The organism is Marinobacter aromaticivorans, from assembly GCF_002806975.1.
Taxonomy (GTDB): domain Bacteria; phylum Pseudomonadota; class Gammaproteobacteria; order Pseudomonadales; family Oleiphilaceae; genus Marinobacter; species Marinobacter aromaticivorans.
In genome coordinates this window covers 48619-65627 of sequence record NZ_NIHD01000014.1, presented here as the reverse complement: position 1 = coordinate 65627, position 17009 = coordinate 48619, and the positions used below count along the sequence as shown (strand labels likewise).

Sequence of the window (17009 nt, the reverse complement as noted above, 5' to 3'; positions counted from 1 at the left end):
GCTCAAGCTCCCTTGGACCAGGAGGTACCAAAGATGTCCTGTGCGATGCGCTCGATTGCAATCCGTTGCTCCGGTTCCGCTTTAGCGAGGAAAGCTTGGTTCAGCGAATAGGACAGAGCATTTGGTGCATTTCGGAAGGCCAGTGCCAATTTTGCCCAGCGACACAATGTGCGCGTGGACATGGTGATGGTCAGCGGCGTCGCTGTTTCCTCACCCCCGATGAACAGCCTCCGAATCTGATTCGCAACGCGAACCATCTTCTTACGCAGCTCTTCGGGAAGGTCTGGTGCCTTCTTTTCAAGGATCATGAGTTCAACGTCCTCGGTTGGATAGTCCACGTGCACCATCCGGAATCGATCAAGGAAGGCAATGTCAAGCTGGTTTACACCCTGATACAGGCCGGTGCTGTCGCCAGAACCAACGCTGTTGCCGTTCACAATGAACCGAAAATTTTGATGAGCGTGAATCACTTCGCCACCATTTGTCGCAATGACCAACGGGTGTCCTTCGAGGACATCATGCAAAGCGGCAAGCTGACCGGGATCAGCTCGATCGACCTCGTTCAAAATGAACAGGTGACCATCACGCATGGCAACAGAAAGGGGTCCGTAAACGAACTCCATCGTGCCGTTAACCAATTTCCAGGTGCCTACCAAGTCGTCGAACTCCATGCGCGAGTGCGCGGTGAAGCTCTGCGTCGGCCAGTTAAGTCGTGACGCAACTTGGTAAGGCAAGGTCGTCTTCCCTGCCCCGTAGTGGCCAGAGAAGTAGAGCCCATCGTCGTCGGGATCATCCAGAAAGTTCAGGATGTCTCGCAGAGTCTCCCGGCGGAAAACGTAGGAATCGTTTCGCTTGGGAATGTAGGGATTGGTGGAATCGGTGAAACCGGCTGTGATTACTTCAGCTGGAACGTCGAGGTTAAAGGTGTTGCGAATGGGCAGTGCCTTGTCGCGAACGGTCATAGAAAGCTCCTTTTCAGTGAGAGTTCACTTATCCCAGAGCGGCATCACACACCAGAAGGTGATGATGGCCTTCTGGCAAGTGAGATTTTTTGAGAGAGGAATTACAGCCGTGGCTGACGTGCCCGTTTCAAATTCCGGTGTGGACACTTATTTTGTCGTGCAAGCACGATCAAAATGCTCAAGGGATTACCTGGTGTGGTAACCGCCTTCCATAACACCCTGGTTGGTAGGGCCCTAGAGAAGGCAGACACGAAAAATGGAACTGTTCCGAGGATAAAATCCCCGGAACAGCCATTGCTGGTTTAGAAGTAAGCCGCTTTGACTGGCGTAATCACCTCACTCATGTCGCGGTTGACCAGTTCATCCTCAGAACGAGTGAACCGGACTTCCTCGCGAGATGGCTTGCGGTAATTCTCCAGCTCGGTGCTCAAATCCAGGTCAGGAAAGTTTTCCTGAAGGTATTTGAGGTAGTCGACCGATCCCGACTTCTCGAAGCGAGTGACCTTAACGCCGCCGACATCAGCATGGCGAAAAGGCCCCATCAGGTTGATCAAGGCCTTTTGGACATCTTTCTGGTCTTTTTCAAGAGCCTTAAGCTCGTCCTTCAGAGACTTGATCTGTTCCTGTTGCATTCGCCAGGCTTCCGCATGAGCTTCCCACTTGAATTTTTCCGTTCCGCTTTCCGGGATGAACCAGTCGCGATCAGGATCCAATTCAGGGGGTTGCTCAGTCTGGACCAGTTGCCAAAAGTGCTTGGCAGCCTCGATGATTTGGTTTTCCCGTTCGGGGGTTAACCGAATCTCGAAATCCTGGTCCGCACCATCTTCCCGGTAGAAAATGAGTCGTCCGATGCTCTGGCCGGCCACAGTCAACTGAGCCTGAACCTGAGCCTCATACAGTTTGAAGGCCGTGGACTCGACTCCGTTTGCCTCAAGGTCATCCCAAACAGTTTTGGAAGGCGCCTTAAATTCGTAGGGTTGGTCCTGTGTGTCCACACCATCAAACGAGGCGCGCAGCACATCCCATTTGGCACACTCACCGCACATCGGAAGCAGAAACTCACCATAGCGGGATTCGGCCAACTGACGTGCTTTATCCTCGAGGGCGACGCCTCGTTGGATGTTCGGGTTGCCTGAAAGGTCTGGCGGGTTAATCCGTCCGATCTTTTCAGCCCAAAGTTGCCAGGGGGTTTTATAGGGGCTCAGTCCGAGGATCACCGGAATGTCTGTTGCGGTGATCCCCAGGGCTCGCCATTTCAGCCATTCTTCAGAACGTTGGTTCAGGTCAACTACAGTCATTTTCGGCATTACGAATCTCCATAAGAGGGGTAATGCCGCCCAAGGGGTGCATTACCCCATTGGGTTGAGAGAGTGAGTGTTTAGGCTGTCTGGCTCATGGCCGGAAAGTCTTTGATGTACTGTTCGCAGAGTTCTGCAAACATCCTCGCGTAGCTTTCGGATGGAAAGTCAGCGACCGGGAATTCCGGATATTGAAATTGAACACCGGGCCGGAGGTGGCCGATGACCGAATAGAAGTTCGGTCGGCCGTCGTTGCGCTGAGGTTCCGAGTGAGACAGATAAACGGCTTTGACTCGGAAGGAGTCGTAGTCGCGGATCTTCTCCAGGCTATCGAAGTAGAACATCGTCATCTTTGGTTGAGTTTGAGCGTTCATGATTATTCCTCTTGAGTAGAGATGAGAGGCATGAACACCCGTGTTGGGGTCCATGCCCCAAGTGGGTTTAGGTTTTATTGATTTACTGCTGCGGACGGGACGGGTTGGGCTTTTGCCTTATCCAATTCGTCCAGAGCGTAGGCCAGCTCAGAGGGATCTTTGATCCTCTCCACCATGACCTCTTTGCACGCTTCAAAAGCGTTTTGGGTTTTTGCCCGGTCCACCAGATTCTTCACGGTGTTGAGCAATTGGGCCGAGAGTTCATCTCTTGGCGGTGGTGCAGGAAGCGCCGAAGGCGTAACCGGCTTGTGCTGGTTTGCCAGGATCGCCAGGCCTTCTCCGTTTTCCTCGTTGAGGATCCTGAGTGCCTGTGCCATGCGAGGGTTCGAGATTGGCCACCACTTGCTGGCTCGCTTCACGATGCTTTTCAACATCATCTGTTCAGCCCAGTCGACCCAGGGTCCAAAACCTTTTTTGAAGGCTTCAGAAACGTCCCGAATCTTGTCCATGTCAGCTTTCGACATGGCTTCGACGAGAACGCCCCCGGAAGGTAGCTCTGCGATGCAGTAACCACCCCGAATGGAGCCACGATCCGTTGAGAAGGGATCACAGACGTGATCTGGCTTCTCGGCGGGGCCTTTGTAGGAAAACTGGTCTTTCTCGTACACCAGTTCAGCCTTGGCCCAACGAATCGCACCGGTTTCAACGCCAATTGCAATCAATCCCCGATAGGAAATATCGAGCATGACCTTGGCGTCTTCATTGCGGCGTAGACGACGGGGGACCAAAAACGCCAAGCCCTGGTTGGGATTGAGCGTCAGTCCGACCGCGGCGACGTTGTACATCGCAAGCCGAAGTGATGAGAGGTTCTTCTTAGCCACATCCAGCAGATAGGAGTTGTTCATCAACTGCTGGGTGGCAAAGATCTGCTCCTGCTTGAAATCCAAACTGGAGCTGTTGAACTTATCTTTTGAGGATTCAATGATCTGATGCCATTGAGCGGGTTGTACTGCCTGAGGTGCCTGATTCATAAAAAGGTCCTTGCGCGTCAAGAATTCCGGGCGATAATTCCCGGAGAGGTGAGAGAGATGCAGACCAACCATTACATCGTCGATGACGAGGGCAATTTCAGGTTCACATCGGTAGGTCTTGAGGAAGAAGGACCGCTGCTGGCCAGAGCCGGCATTGATCCCACATCTATCAAGACGTATGAGGCATATATCCAGGCAAGGAAGACCGCAGGTCCTTACTTTATGGATTACCTCAGAGAAGAAACTGACCGTATGCTGGAAGGTAAGCCGGACACTGTTGAGTGGCAGGCCATTAGATCCATCGCGTTTGGATCAGATGAAGAGCAGAAAGCTCTGATCGAAAAGATAAAGCGGAAACGGTCGTTTAAGACTGTTTAGCTTCTTTACGGGCGTTGATTTCCTCGATGATGCGACTGCGAAGCCACTTCAAAGATTTGATCTGCTCCCGATCGGTGAGAAGCACCAGCATTTCCTGAGAATTGCGGAGGTGCGCCTGAAGTTGTTCATCACTTGCCGTTTCCAGCCAGTAATAAACCTCTTTCCTTGAGAACCCCATGATGTTGTCTCCATCGAGAGGATGGGGCTCTCCCGTCTGGGGTAGAAGCCCCATTCGGGTTGAAGGTTAAAACGCCAGTCGCTAGAACGGGTAATCGTCGTCAAAGCCATAGGCTTCAACTGGCGGCTGTTCCATATGCCCGGGCTGACTCGGTGAAGCATGAGCCTGCTGTTGGGGCTGAGGCGCGAGAGCGGCTTGCTGCGAACCATTTTTGGAAAAATACTTCGGCAGCTTGCGCGGAAAATCATTAACCACGATTTCTGTGGTGTAACGATCTTCGCCGCTCTGGGTTTGCCATTTCCTGGTTCTCAACTCGCCCTCAAGGAACAAGAGATCACCAGGTTCAACGTTCATGCCGATGTGCTCAGCAGTCTTGTTGAAACTGACGCAACGGTGCCATTCAGTGTTCTCTTTCCATTCGCCAGTTTCCCTGTCCTTGAGAGACTTGGTTGTAGCGATTGAATAAGAAACCACCTGCATGCCGTTTGGGGTGGAGCGAACATCTTTTTGACCGAGACGGCCAATGAGCTGAGCTTTGTTGAGCATGACTATTTCCCTTTCAGCTTAGGTTGAGAGTATTCAATCTCAACAGGCGCACGCTTGCCGGATTGAAGGAGGTGCTGATTTCTCATGTGCTGAAGTTCCGCAGGAGAATCGATGATTGACCGAATGGTCATTTGCTCGGGTTCGGGCTTGTAGAATCGATGGAAAACCCAGCGAATCGCGAAGACCATTCCTCGAAGCAAAGCTTTCGTATACAGCGTCAAACGACGTTCACACGCTGCGAGAAAACGGTCTCCAGTTTCGAAACCGAGGTCGACCAAGAAAAGCAGAATCCTGCCACCGAACATCAGGACCAGGATTGCAGATAGACCCAAAATGAGTTCCATCAGGCACTCCTTTTCTCAGGTGAGAAGACGTACCCGAACTCGGTGTCATAAACCCAAGTCAGATCCTGTCTCAGAGAGGCATTAAAGTGCGGCAGTAGCAGCACATTGCCGGCCTCAGAAGTGGCAACAACAAAACGTCCTTTGTCCGCCTTTTCGATTGCCTGTTGGATGACTTCATCAACCTGGGTGACGAATTGAGAGAGATGCCTGTTGGCATCGTGTTCACTTCGATTCATGTGAGTGATTCCTTTGGAGTGTTAAGCCAATTGCCGTAGCAACCGCGTCCGTTTCATGGCTAGGTGAGGACGCTGATCAAGTGCCGAGTTCAGTTGAACTGCAGCAACAAGATTCGAGGAATCACAGGAAAAGCATTCAAGTCTGGATCCGGATACGGGTCCAGGCCGCAATGCTCGTGAGGGAGTTGGGAAAGACAGACGCACGAAACCAAGCAGTTGAGTATCAACCGAGGATCATGCGGTCTGTCGGGGATGTGTTCGTAGAAACGAACAGAGTTAAGGCCGTAGGCCTAGAGATTTTTCTCTTCGCGTTCGACTTCAGCAATCAATAGCTGCTCGTTCTTCGAGTCGATGTGGGCCGCTATCAAAACGCTGCTTACTACGACAGCTGCAAAGCACGTCATAAAAATAAGCATGGAAAGCTCCATAGTTAACGTCTCCTTGTGAATGTTGGTGGATTTTTATCCGCTATTCAAGTCTTTCAGACCTGTTGGGCGGGTGATCCAGTCGCATTCGGATTCGCTCTACGGATTGCTTGTAGTGAGCAATTTTGCCAGCGCATATGATATTCAGGCTCACAATAACTGTCGTGAGAACGAGATAGATTGCCAGTCGAAGGAGGTCGCCGTTAATCAGCAACTCCCAAAGAGCGACAGATGTTGGTGCCATCGAACTTGCGTTGACACTTAACATTGCTGCCCTCCATCGTGCATGAAGTTCAGAGTTTCGAATGAAAAGTTTTTCTTTTGCAGTAAACATAATTTTCTCCGGTTTAGTGTTAAGCCAAATCGCCGTGGCGATCGCATCCGTTTCGTGGCTAGATTGAGGATGCTTATCAGGTGCCGTTGTTCAGAGAACAAACAGCAACAAGATCCGGAGAAACCAAAAGGCGGTCTGCCCTGCCCTGAGAAACTCACAGGCACGGCAAAACACCCTCAGGAAAGGGGTGGGACTATCAAAGAGGTCTGTTTAATCTGCTTTTGGGTAAAGGTGCGCGGAGGTGCGCGATCTGGAGAGATGGGTCCCGACGAGGCGGCGTGCCGAATGACCCGGTGAGGCACTATTTGAAAATTACACCAGCCTTGTGCGAGGTACAAGGCAAAATATTGTCTCGTCGCTCACAATTCTTGAATTTCTGCGAAATGCAGGCTGGGGTCGCAAAGCGAACAGTGAGATGGTGCAATAACGCCACGCTTTTCGTCTATTCTGGAACCGCGAAGAGGTAGAAAAATTGTCCGGCAAAACCATATATTTACGCTTTTCCAACTTTAAAAATTGTTGCATTAAACCCCATGTGGGCGTGATTACCCAAGAGCCAATTTTTCTGGTCTTCACTCAGTTTGTCGTTCTTTGACTTAACTTCAACGAATCGAATCTCATCGTCATTGTGAACCAACAAATCAGGCCATCCGCAAAAATTTCCCCAATAATCCATAGATAAGTAATGGAGCACCTTCTTTAAGTTTTCCAGTCCGAGTACACGCATTACTTCTTTCGCTTTTGAAACGTCACTATCACGGTGCGCCCAAAGATATTGCCTAAAGTCAGAACTATGACCAAGCCAATAATCGAATAACCATTCAGGATCGTCTAATTCACTTATGTGCCAATTTACCAACTCTTTTTGTCTTTCGTAGTACGATTTACGTCCGAAGTCATCTGGAAGGACGGTAGATATTGGGCCTTCATCCGACCTACCGCTATCAAAATCGTTTCTGCTTCCAAACTGGACGAAGCGACCTTTCTCATCCCCAATATCTTGGATAACGAGAAACATGAAAACACCGAACAAAACGTGAAAGGGCACACTCTCAACATGCATCACACTGTATCCGAGACGTTTAAAATAACGAGATGCAAATTCTTCTACAGTGACGATTTCGTTGTCGTCTCGAATACCGACTTTCCTCTCTTCAGTTTTAACGTGTTCGACATTGACGAGAACAAATTCGGTGTTCGTTTGAGATATAACTTCAGACTGAGATAGCTCGTTGTATTGATATTTAGGGGAAATTTCATGAAGATCTTTTATTTCTTCAATAACTTGCTTCTCTATAAGCCTCCGTTCCTCCGGAAAACTAAACTCAGATAGGCCACGCTCGTTCGGGTCAATCTCTGGATGGGAATCGTAGAATCTCTTGGTGGTCTCAAAAAATATCTCACGCCAGTAGTACCTAGCTATCTTCGATGTTGCCCCATGCATAGGAGCTTTCGGAGCAGCTTCGGGCTTTTCTCCTCTGCATTCCGGACACGTATTGTCCTGAAATCCAAGTGTGACTGGCACCCTCTCTCTGGAACCATACCAAGAACCAAATTTAAGCTGGTGAGGCAAGAACCGCTCGCCGTGCTCCCTATCACAGGTGCACATCATCACCTCTTTACAAAACTCGCACTGGTATTTGCGAATCAAGTCATATTGATTCAGGCATTGCAGAGATGGATGCGTGCAATTCTTATTCATAACTTATTCATAGAGCCTAGGCTGAGCGGCCGGTTTAGAGGCGCATCGCGCCGGAAAAGTGGTGGACTTGAGCGATTGGTTAGCCATTAGGCACCTGCTGTTTGAGCTCCTCGAGGAAATATCGGCCAAATTCCCGGTTTAACTCTCTAACCCACGCAACCAGGCCCTCTGCGTTCAGCACCTCGGAGAACCTAGCATCAAAATATTGGCCCTGAAAGTGACATACCCCGTTCCTAAAACGGCGAAGAAGTTCTGTGTTTGGGGACGCGATTAACCGATCGATCTCGAAGTCAGAAAGTTTCAGCTCCTTCCAACCTTCAATTACAACGTATAGCGAGGTATACCACTGAGCGAGAAACAAGCCCGTATCGTCCGCAAATTCGACCCGAACGGAATTACCTGCCTTTTGGCTGCTCAGGGTTGATTCAAAATACCCCCGAAGCCTATTAGCCCAGATGTAGTAACGGTGTAGACTCAGTAACTTTTCCATAATTGGCTAACGCCCGTATTTGCTGCTGGTTTGGAGCGCAGCGGAAAGCCAGTCCGGCAACATGCGCTGGTTAGACATCACGCCGTCACCCACGCGACCATGTCGCGCACACTTTGCGGCTCAGGACTCAGCGCCTGTATTCCAACACGATCAAGTTCAGTCTGAAAGTGTGCCCACGCTCTCTCATCTTTCGACGGCAAGCCTAGATGATCTTCGATGGATCCCTTTTTCCAGAGCCAGATCCCCTGTCCAAGGAGGAGATTGTGAAGCGCGTCGATGTGCGGGGCAGCATCCACCTCCCGTGCAAGAATGGCGTAAGCCTCTGCCGCTTTCACAACCCCTTTCATCGGAAGGCCACTTTGGTCAAGGGTTATTCGATTCGCTGCCGCAAGACGTGCGAGAATTTGCTTAATGGCAGCAACATCTGCATTTCCTTGTGGAACAAATCCATGGATATGGCCACCTTTGAACGCATAGTCAAGATCAACTATTGCCTTCGATGGAAGATCCATTTCTTGAAGTATTTGCATTGATTTCTTGGTGTCGTTTACACCACTCTGCGCAATCAGAGCGATCTTATTCTGCCCAAGCGTTCTATTATTGAGGTGTTCAAATATTACTGGAAGCAGGCGAAGTTCTGTTTTTCCCTCGGTTAGCAAAACCTTATCTGAAAAAAGCATTTGGCTTGCATGCGCAAGCGTGAATAACTGTTCCATAGCATGCGCTGAATCTGGAACCACTATCTGAATAGCGTCACGTAAACGCTGACGCGCAAACGTTCCGTTAGCGGGTGATTTCCGGATAAGTAGAGCATCTTGAGCATCTTTAGCCTTCACCATTTGCGCAGAGTGCGTTGATACGATGATCTGGTATCCATTCTCAGAGAGAGTTTTCAGTGCTTCCCGAATGTGCTCAATTGCAAAAGGATGAAGATATAGCTCAGGCTCATCTATCAGAAGCAGTGTGCTCCCATCCGCCTGCCCAGCGCCACGCTTTACTTCTGCCAAGTGTCTCACTAGCGTCATTTGAATGGCTCTTTGCGCACCATGCCCATACGACGAGAAGCCACGCGCAACCCCCGCGTCTTCATAAACCTTTACGGTTCCGGCCTTGATCAGATCGTCCAAGGTAGGGGTAGGAAAATGCAGCTTTACGCCAACTCCAGGGAACAGATCGTTTATCTTCTGATTTATGGAATCATCAATTGCATTGAACTCTGCAAGCCTTGAGGTCCCGTCTGCTGAGAGCTGTTGCTCGACCTGGCCTAAGTGCTGGTTTATCTCTGCCTCATGAGCCTGCCGGACCGGCTCAATGAATTCAGCGAGTAGCTTTCCAATTGTCGTCGTGGTTTTTGACTTCGCAGAGTCTTCGGCGGCATCTTCCATTGCACCAATTCGGATGGGTTCTGGTAGTAGTGACGAAATTGCGTTATCGATGCCAGTTGGATTTGCCGCCCATTGGGAATTGGTCGGATTTAACACATGCAACTTAATATCTGCCGCCTTGCCTCCGGGGGACGGCTGAACGCGCTTTAGCGTTAGAACCTCATTATCAATGTACGGCCGAATCTTCTGTTGCTGCTCGGCGGTTAAGACGCTTAGCGCTTCCTCAGAGACGCCAACTACTCGCCCGACAACCTCCAAAGGTCGTTCCGTGTCATTGAACGATCCTTCATCCAACACCGATTTTCGTAATAACCACTGGATTGCCGAAATGATATTGGACTTGCCTGAGTTGTTGTATCCAATCAGCGGTGTAAACCGCTCCAGCTGAATCTTTGTTTCCTTGCACGACTTGTAGTTCCGAATTTCTACCATTTCGAGTAGAGCCGACATACGCCCTCCATGGTGGGGTTAACCTTGCTCGTGAAATCTAGCGCCCAGCATCAGCGGCGGCGCGCAGCGCGGTACGCTGGATGCTGTTGTTAGGCGCTATAGGGTGCTCTCTGTCGTAATTCAGGCTCGTGGCTAGGTTTGCCTCGATGGCGATCGACTTCACCGCCGCAGTGGCCGGCAGCTGTCGCTGGGCAAGACGCCCGGCGAGTTCGCGCGAGCGCGAGGGCCATAGATTAAGGTGCAGGGACATCGGTAGCTGGGGAATCGGAGTTGGGGCCCAGTTTACACGCTTGTGTACTAATTGGTCGTCTACGAACCAGCGGATCTCGTCAGGGCCCCACTCAATGGCGAAGCGGTGGGGCGACTCCGACGCGTCAAAACCGAGGCCGATAGTGGTCGGCGAACCTCGGTATCCGTAGTCGAACCTCGCGCCTTCAGCGCCAGGATTATAGAAAACGTTTACCAGGAGACAGTTGGAGCGCTTGCCTACGATCTCCACGTCGATCTCCTGCCTGGGTGAGTCGCGGTGTAAGAAGAACCCAGTTATCACGCCGGGCACCTTTGATGCCTGTAGCGTCGTTTCGAATCTACCGTATAGGAACCGGTCGCGGCTAGAAATTGACGCGGCGCTGAAGTCGCGGACACCAAGCCTCTCGCGCCTCACGCTGAGCACGGCCCCGATCCCATCCCGGCATGCAACATTGGCAGGACGGAAAAGGCCAAGGTTCCCCGGGAAGGTGTCGTCCCTCACCAGCCAGCGCTCGCTGTCAAGGCTCTCCAAGGGGTCATCGAAGACCATGCGCGCAGCTATACTTGCGGGCGAACAAGCGTGGATACCACGCCACATGGAACGAGACTCGATCACCCAGGGCGACATATCGCGCCGCTGCTCGCTCGGCAGTTTTACAGCAGACATCTCTTTGGCATCCTCGTCCAGGAGTGGCCTTTGGCCGAGATCGGCAACCTCGGGGAAGGCGGCTACCGGCGGGGCGCATCTCAGGTGCTCGCAGACGGTCTTCCACTTGTCGACAGCGTTCAGGTGCAGCACGGTGACCTCTGCGTCGCTCAGTTCGCCAGGCAGGCTGCCCCCTTTGTCCTTCGAGGCCGTGTCATTGCAGGTGGTGACGATAAACTTGGCCTCAGGATAGCACTCCCTCAGCGTCGCGGCACTCGCCATCAGAGCCCCAATGTTCACGTAAGCATCAAATACCCGGTCGCTCGATCCCGAGAGGAGTTGCACCCGCTCCTCTTCAGGAAGGTCCTGGAGGTCGGAGCAGCATCGATAACCAAGCATCGAAAGTGCCATCGCAAGCGAAGTTAAGCCCGAGCCCTCCTCGCCGAAGGCAAATACCGGCCTTTGCTGCGGCCGGTTTTGGAATACCGACGGCCCTTCGCAGTCCAAGACGCCGATTCGGGTCAGGGCCGGCAGAATCGAATATGAATTGGCCGAGCCCCAGTCGGATCGCTGACTAACTATTGACCGCCGCGTCGCCCGCACTTCGAGCGCGTCGAACCGGTGGTTTATCCAAAGGTCGACCGGTCCCTGGCAGGGCAGCATTCGAATCAGCTTTCGCGCCCCCTCGCGTGAAAGGACGTAGCCCGAGAGGTACCAGAGACCCCGTACCGGTCGGAACACACTAGCTGAAAGAAGAGTTTTCTGGGCGCCACCCTTCACCTCCTTGTAGGAGAGGTAGAGCAAATCGAAGGGGCCAGTGCTATTGCGGTCGCGCGCAAGTTCATGCCAAGTCTGGTCGGCGTATCGGCCGAACCCACAGTCGAAACAAGCGTCGTCCTCAAGCACAAGCGCGTAGGCGTCTTCACCTGTCGCGATCTGGCGCCATACGGCGACATGGGAGCGGGCGACTGCGACTTCTTGCCAACTCATCTGGATCGGGCGATCGAGGTCGAGCCGGTGCGGCAGTATACGCGGTTGGGGCTCGACGAAGAGCTGATCTCGAAGGGTGTAAATCGGATCTACTTCGTCGTCCGCCTTGGGTGAACCCGCAAAGCTCCTCGCGTCGCAGGCAGGAAAGCGCACGGTCCGCTCCGAGAGAGCGTTCCCCGAGCAGTCCAGTATCTGATCTAGCTCGCGCTTTATAGCGGCCCAGCGGTCGGGCTGGCGATCGAGGTTGATGACGTAAATCCGCTCAACTCGCCCGTCTGGGTGGGCAGGCCCGAAAGCGTGGCACCGCTGCCTCGGCAATAGCCGCCGCGCCTGAAGCTTGAGGCGGTAAAAGAACCTGTTCAATGCGAACATGGGTTTGGTCAGGTTCATGGGCAATCTTGCTTCGGAGGCTGGTATTTCCGGCAGTTCGAGAGCCGCCAGTTCCTCCTGTCGCTTCGGTAGCTGAGAGGCCACCGGCTGCTCGCGACGTTCTCCCAGTCATGTAGCACGTGGAGTGTGCTCACCGTTGTTGACACCGTCCCATCGTCCTGCTGCGCAAGATCGAAGATGGAGCGGGTAAGGTTGCCCGGGCCTGTTGTAGATTGGATCTCTGGCAGCTCACCGTCAGTCATTCGCTCGATTGCTGTGGTCGCGTTCGCAAGGGCTTGCTCGATGATGGGGTGCCCGGGGGCTGCCAGCAACGGGTTGTTGTTGAAATAGAAGATCCAAGTCGGAGCGTCTGCTCCCGGCTTGGTAAATATCTCGGGCGGGACCATTCGGTCGGTCGCGACGTCATAGCAAAGCGGCTGGATCTTCAACCGACCGTCATCGAATAGGCTCTCGACACTAGGGCCGTTGTGGGCATCGTCCGCGTCAATGTAACAGCCGCCTTCCACAAGGATGTAGCAGAGCCGGAAGTAATCAGATTGCATCGCGGGATGATAGCACTTCCGGTATACGTTCTCGTGACGCCGACCCAGATGGTTTGCAATGAACTCTATGGCTCCGTTGCTATCGAATAGGAAAACGTCGAAGCCCTTCGTCTGCAGCGGTTTCCACGACTCAATACACTCACCAACATCAACGGGAAGGCGCTCTAGGTCGTCCCAAAACATTACGATTGACCGTCGCGGTCTGCTAGAGAACGCCAGGGGCAAGGAATCGGGCTCTCCAGTGCGTTGTATCAATTGCCGCACAAAGGCGGAGCGCGCCCGGTGGTCTTCTACATCGGATTCTCTCGCCGTCATTCTCACTCTCCAGATCCCAGCACCCAACTTCGACTACTCATCCTCGTTCGCCTAACGCGGAGCCCACCGGTAGCCTTTACAGTGCGAAGCGGCGTAACGGCCACCTGAGTGACACAAATTGTTAGCCCTTTTTCCACCATCGCTTCGTCAGTAGGGAATAGCTTTTCATTGGTTCTTCAAAGCAGGGTCGAGTTACAGCATCCAGTCTTTGCTGAATACTCTGAAGTTGTGTTCTTATTTCATCGTTATCATTCATTCGGTCCCAAAATACGCCCTCATGCTCATGCATTTCGTCTAAGTGTCGTCGAAATTCATCATCAGCCATTTGAACTCTGCCTTGGCGCTGCCAATAGTGAGTAGCGAGCATTTGCGCAGAAACAAAGATGCTATTAATAGTTTTCGATGTATCGTTGAAAATCTCTTCCGTCTCTGCTCCAAACGCAGCCATAAAGCGGTATTTTAGGGTGTTGAACTTGACGAAGATTTCTTTCTTCGCGTTGTATCGCTCGTAGACGATATAGCCCCGATCTAATAACTCTGACTCTTCTTTCGTTTCATTTTCGGCTCGTTGCCTTGTCTTACCCTCATTCCCGCTAGAGAATGGGCTTCTCATGTAGGCAATCGCATCTTTAACCTCAAAAAACGAAGCTAAGACTTCTTCCGCCAGTTCAATTTTGCGTTTTCCTATGAACTCACGCTTCCAAGCTCCAACGCCGGAAATGATTGCCCAGCATGCAGCTATAATCGCTACAGCTTCTCCAATTTTTGCTATGTCTTCCATAATCATCTCGTGGGGCTAACACGATTAGGCAGCGCGCTTTATCATTGCAGAAATTTGACTGCGTCATTATCACTGACGTCGAACCATCAATCGCGCTCCACATAAATTAATAAAACAATAGCTTAGCCAAGCATGGCCATCTCTGCCACGTAATCATTCAGCGTCTGCAATTTTCTCCGCCAATCATACTGGATGAAATGGCTGTGATTAGCCGGGAGGCTCTGGAGGCAAGCCCTGACTCGAATGTTCGCTTATGTTTAAGTGCGAACTACATTCCGGGGCCGGCTGCAACCCCCCAACGTACAATGCCCAACAGCAACCCGTCTGTGCGACAGAGCGGTCATATCACAATGATGTGGCGGGTCTGGCTAACATTTTGGTATTACCGGGTTGCCAGTCATCATTATAAGGTCACAGGGCCGTGACCTTTTAAACCCCATCTCAAGCCGAAGCACTTGATAGCCTCTGGTTTTGCTTTCCAACAGGACCATGCATCCATGTTCTCCACGAAACGTGCTTATCTGATTCTCTTACTGGAAGGTCTCGCCAGCAGCGGTGTTCAAATGGTCACGATACGACAGACCGTCGCGTTCGTAGGCAGCTCGGTACTGTGCACGTCGATCATCATCAGTTGTTTCCTGGGTGCGTTGGCCCTTGGCTACTTCTTTGGCGGCAAGACCGCGCCTGAAAAGTTTTCCCGGGCACTGCTTTTCAACCTGGTTGGCGCCATCGCGTTGTTTGGTATTGGCCTCTCCTACCCCTTTGTTAGCATGTTTTTTCTGTCAATTGCCGACATCAGTTTTGGGCTGCCAATCCTGGGGAATCCCCTGGTCCATCTCTTCGCGTTCTGTTTCTTGGTCATGTCGCCATTGGTATTTTTGCTGGGGCAGACGGTCCCCCTGTTGTTGAACACTGCAGATCAGGAGACTCGCAAAAGCGAGGCTGCGGGGAGTGCGACTGCGATCAGTACCGTGGGCAACGTCGTCGGGTGTCTTCTGACTTCACTGGTGCTGATGTATTTCTTGGGCGTCGGGTATTCCATTCTGGTGAACTGCATGATCCTAAGCTTCTGTGTCTTGCTTGTGTTGCGTCCAGAAAAAACCGTCCTGAAGCCAATGCTGCTGAGCATCACGAGTCTGTCACTGGCGGTGGCGTTCGTCGCCAACGTCCGGATGCCAAACCAGCTTTTTGCCGCTACTACCCCATACAGCGATATCCGGGTCGAAGCCACAGACGGGGGTAAAAGGTTGGTGATCAACCGCAGCTCCGCTTCATTCATCGACGCCGAGACACGCCAGGGCTGGCCATACATTGAAATGATGAAATCGGCGATATTTGCAGACGACGTAGCTGGCAAAGACATCCTCGTCCTGGGCGCCGGCGGATTCACCTTGTCTGCCGAAGACACCAAAGGCGCAAACTTCACCTACTTGGACATCGATCCGATGCTGAAATCCGTGGCAGAGGGCGACTTCCTAGGCGAGCCCATCAAAGGAGACTTCGTTACCCAGGATGCAAGAGCGTTCCTGCTCACCAATGAAAAGCGATGGGATGTCATTGTGGTTGATCTCTACACCAATGCGGCCACTATTCCCATGCACACAGCCACCTTTGAATTTTTCAGCTTGGTGTCCGAGCGCCTAACCGAAAACGGGAAAGCTGTTCTGAATATTGCTGCCAATCCGCGGCTTACGGATCGCTATTCCCAGACGATGGATAATACAGTCCGGCTGGCTTTCTCACGGTGTGTCACTGACATCACCAGCTATGACGACTCCCTGCAGAACCTGGTGTATTTGTGCGGAAAGCGGTCGTCCGGCGTGGACAGAGTTGCCCGTGCTTATTTTGATGATACAACAAGGGTAACCGTCGACGGATACCTGTCGGCACTTCATGGATCGGCGAGATAAGCGATGCGCCACGATAAATCAAAGAGAAAATCCGAGTGGATTTCAGCCTCAGACGTAGGCCGGAGCGAGTTTTGCCCGAATTCAGTCGCACTGAAATACGCCGGCGCCAAACCTTCGCGAAGGGCCGTAGCCGCTCAGGATCGGGGCAATCTGAAGCACGAGCAGTTTAATCGCCAGATCAGCATAGACAAACGCTGTTACGTGGCCTCTTACCTCTACGGAATGGAGGATCAGCGCACGGAAACTCTCCGCCAGTTTCGTGACAACACACTGGATTACATGCCCGGCGGCCGGATCCTGATTGCAGTCTATTACCGGCTGTCTCCGATGGTCATCGAAATCAGCAAAAGGTCTTCCTGGATTGACCTGCTGCTGAGGCGGATCGTGGACAGGCTTGTTCTGTGGGTTGAACTGCGAGGAAAAAGCCATGTTTCATGAGCTGCTCATTTTTATTGCGGTAGTGGCTGTACTGGTCATCGTTTGGCGACGGCGCCGTAACAGCCTCGTTGACGAGCTGGGCATTGAGGGCGACTTGATATGGATCGACGACGGCCGCCACACCAAACCCTTCTTCAATGGAGCCTTCAAGGTCTTTGGGAAGCCGGATGCGCTGTATCGGACTCGCACCGGTGTTCTTTCTGTTGAGTACAAGAGCCGAAACGGTCCAGTGTTTGAGAGCGATGTCACCCAAGCCTTTTGCGCGGCCCTGGCTGCCCGGGGAGATGGGTACAGGGTGAATCAGGTACTGATCAAGACCTCCGCCATTCAGGAAGTGTTTAAGCTTCCTTCTTCCGACAAGGCGTTGTTCGATCGGATTCAGCCCGCCGTCGTCCATGCCCGACAAGCAAAGTTCGGTCATGCGGTACCGAGCCGGCCCGAGCTTAAGAAATGTCGCAGCTGTGGCTTCCGCGGGGACTGCGACGATTCGGCAGCCTGAACCCGAGAAAAAGAGGTGCAGCTCTCAAAATCGCTGAGGAAATTCGTTCAACATCAGGTTAATTGATAGCAGATACCTTTAGCCAGGGTGATCCCGCCAATAACCGTCGCGACTTT

General features: G+C 52.2%; 18 protein-coding genes. 4 read left to right on the top strand and 14 right to left on the bottom strand.

All coding sequences use genetic code 11. The features are described from left to right. Positions 1–2: 2 nt before the first annotated feature. From CDH48_RS16400 to CDH48_RS16385, 4 genes are all read right to left on the bottom strand, one after another. Positions 3–962 (bottom strand): AAA family ATPase, encoded by a 960-nt coding sequence (locus tag CDH48_RS16400; RefSeq protein WP_100689814.1) that lies wholly within the window; start codon positions 960–962, stop codon positions 3–5. Positions 963–1264: 302 nt separating this feature from the next. Beyond that, positions 1265–2269 carry a YqaJ viral recombinase family nuclease gene (locus CDH48_RS16395; protein ID WP_100689813.1) on the bottom strand — a complete coding sequence of 335 codons (1005 nt, stop codon included), beginning with the start codon at positions 2267–2269 and terminating at the stop codon, positions 1265–1267. 71 nt (positions 2270–2340) lie between these two features. Continuing rightward, positions 2341–2634 carry a hypothetical protein gene (locus CDH48_RS16390; protein WP_227521132.1) on the bottom strand — a complete coding sequence of 98 codons (294 nt, stop codon included), beginning with the start codon at positions 2632–2634 and terminating at the stop codon, positions 2341–2343. Positions 2635–2708: 74 nt separating this feature from the next. Then, positions 2709–3665 carry a recombinase RecT gene (locus CDH48_RS16385; protein WP_100689812.1) on the bottom strand — a complete coding sequence of 319 codons (957 nt, stop codon included), beginning with the start codon at positions 3663–3665 and terminating at the stop codon, positions 2709–2711. A 57-nt stretch (positions 3666–3722) separates the two neighbouring features. On the opposite strand from CDH48_RS16385, the gene CDH48_RS16380 reads away from it, so the two are divergent. Next, the gene (locus CDH48_RS16380; protein WP_100689811.1) at positions 3723–4043 is read left to right on the top strand and encodes a hypothetical protein; all 321 of its coding nucleotides are present in this window, start codon (positions 3723–3725) and stop codon (positions 4041–4043) included. Here CDH48_RS16380 and CDH48_RS16375 read toward each other — a convergent pair. The 10 genes from CDH48_RS16375 to CDH48_RS16325 all read right to left on the bottom strand — a co-directional run bounded on the left by CDH48_RS16375 (position 4030) and on the right by CDH48_RS16325 (position 14046). Further along, positions 4030–4221 (bottom strand): hypothetical protein, encoded by a 192-nt coding sequence (locus CDH48_RS16375; RefSeq protein WP_143743805.1) that lies wholly within the window; start codon positions 4219–4221, stop codon positions 4030–4032. The two genes, CDH48_RS16380 and CDH48_RS16375, sit on opposite strands and share 14 nt — an antisense overlap. An 81-nt stretch (positions 4222–4302) precedes the next feature. Beyond that, positions 4303–4767: a single-stranded DNA-binding protein gene (locus CDH48_RS16370; protein ID WP_100689809.1), complete on the bottom strand. Its 465-nt coding sequence runs from the start codon at positions 4765–4767 to the stop codon at positions 4303–4305. Between the two features lie 2 nt (positions 4768–4769). Then, entirely contained in the window at positions 4770–5111 is a 342-nt protein-coding gene (locus CDH48_RS16365; protein ID WP_100689808.1) for a hypothetical protein, read from the bottom strand. Continuing rightward, positions 5111–5347, bottom strand: a complete 237-nt coding sequence (locus CDH48_RS16360) for a hypothetical protein (RefSeq protein ID WP_100689807.1) — start codon at positions 5345–5347, stop codon at positions 5111–5113. The genes CDH48_RS16365 and CDH48_RS16360 overlap by 1 nt, the downstream gene beginning before the upstream one ends. A gap of 290 nt (positions 5348–5637) precedes the next feature. Beyond that, positions 5638–5775 carry a hypothetical protein gene (locus CDH48_RS19120; RefSeq protein WP_157807853.1) on the bottom strand — a complete coding sequence of 46 codons (138 nt, stop codon included), beginning with the start codon at positions 5773–5775 and terminating at the stop codon, positions 5638–5640. Positions 5776–6599: 824 nt separating this feature from the next. Next, positions 6600–7679: a VRR-NUC domain-containing protein gene (locus tag CDH48_RS16350; RefSeq protein WP_198515517.1), complete on the bottom strand. Its 1080-nt coding sequence runs from the start codon at positions 7677–7679 to the stop codon at positions 6600–6602. 696 nt (positions 7680–8375) lie between these two features. After that, positions 8376–10133 carry an ATP-dependent nuclease gene (locus tag CDH48_RS16340; RefSeq protein WP_100689804.1) on the bottom strand — a complete coding sequence of 586 codons (1758 nt, stop codon included), beginning with the start codon at positions 10131–10133 and terminating at the stop codon, positions 8376–8378. 37 nt (positions 10134–10170) lie between these two features. Then, complete coding sequence (locus tag CDH48_RS16335) at positions 10171–12408, bottom strand: family 16 glycosylhydrolase (protein ID WP_100689803.1); 2238 nt, start codon at positions 12406–12408, stop codon at positions 10171–10173. Then, on the bottom strand, positions 12405–13133 hold the full coding sequence (locus tag CDH48_RS16330) for a glycosyltransferase family 32 protein (protein ID WP_198515516.1): 729 nt from the start codon (positions 13131–13133) through the stop codon (positions 12405–12407). Before CDH48_RS16330 ends, CDH48_RS16335 begins: the two co-directional genes overlap by 4 nt. A 253-nt stretch (positions 13134–13386) precedes the next feature. Further along, a complete protein-coding gene (locus CDH48_RS16325) occupies positions 13387–14046 on the bottom strand; it encodes a hypothetical protein (protein WP_100689831.1) in 660 nt (219 codons plus the stop codon). 497 nt (positions 14047–14543) lie between these two features. Here CDH48_RS16325 and CDH48_RS16320 point away from each other — a divergent pair, with 497 nt between their 5' ends. Genes CDH48_RS16320 through CDH48_RS16310 form a run of 3 tightly spaced genes read left to right on the top strand, consistent with a single transcriptional unit; the run spans position 14544 to position 16893 of the window. Beyond that, positions 14544–15956 carry a fused MFS/spermidine synthase gene (locus CDH48_RS16320; protein WP_100689801.1) on the top strand — a complete coding sequence of 471 codons (1413 nt, stop codon included), beginning with the start codon at positions 14544–14546 and terminating at the stop codon, positions 15954–15956. A gap of 3 nt (positions 15957–15959) precedes the next feature. Beyond that, on the top strand, positions 15960–16394 hold the full coding sequence (locus tag CDH48_RS16315) for a CFI-box-CTERM domain-containing protein (RefSeq protein ID WP_100689800.1): 435 nt from the start codon (positions 15960–15962) through the stop codon (positions 16392–16394). Further along, positions 16384–16893, top strand: coding sequence for a PD-(D/E)XK nuclease family protein (locus CDH48_RS16310; protein WP_100689799.1), 510 nt, complete (start codon positions 16384–16386; stop codon positions 16891–16893). The genes CDH48_RS16315 and CDH48_RS16310 overlap by 11 nt, the downstream gene beginning before the upstream one ends. Positions 16894–17009: the final 116 nt, after the last annotated feature.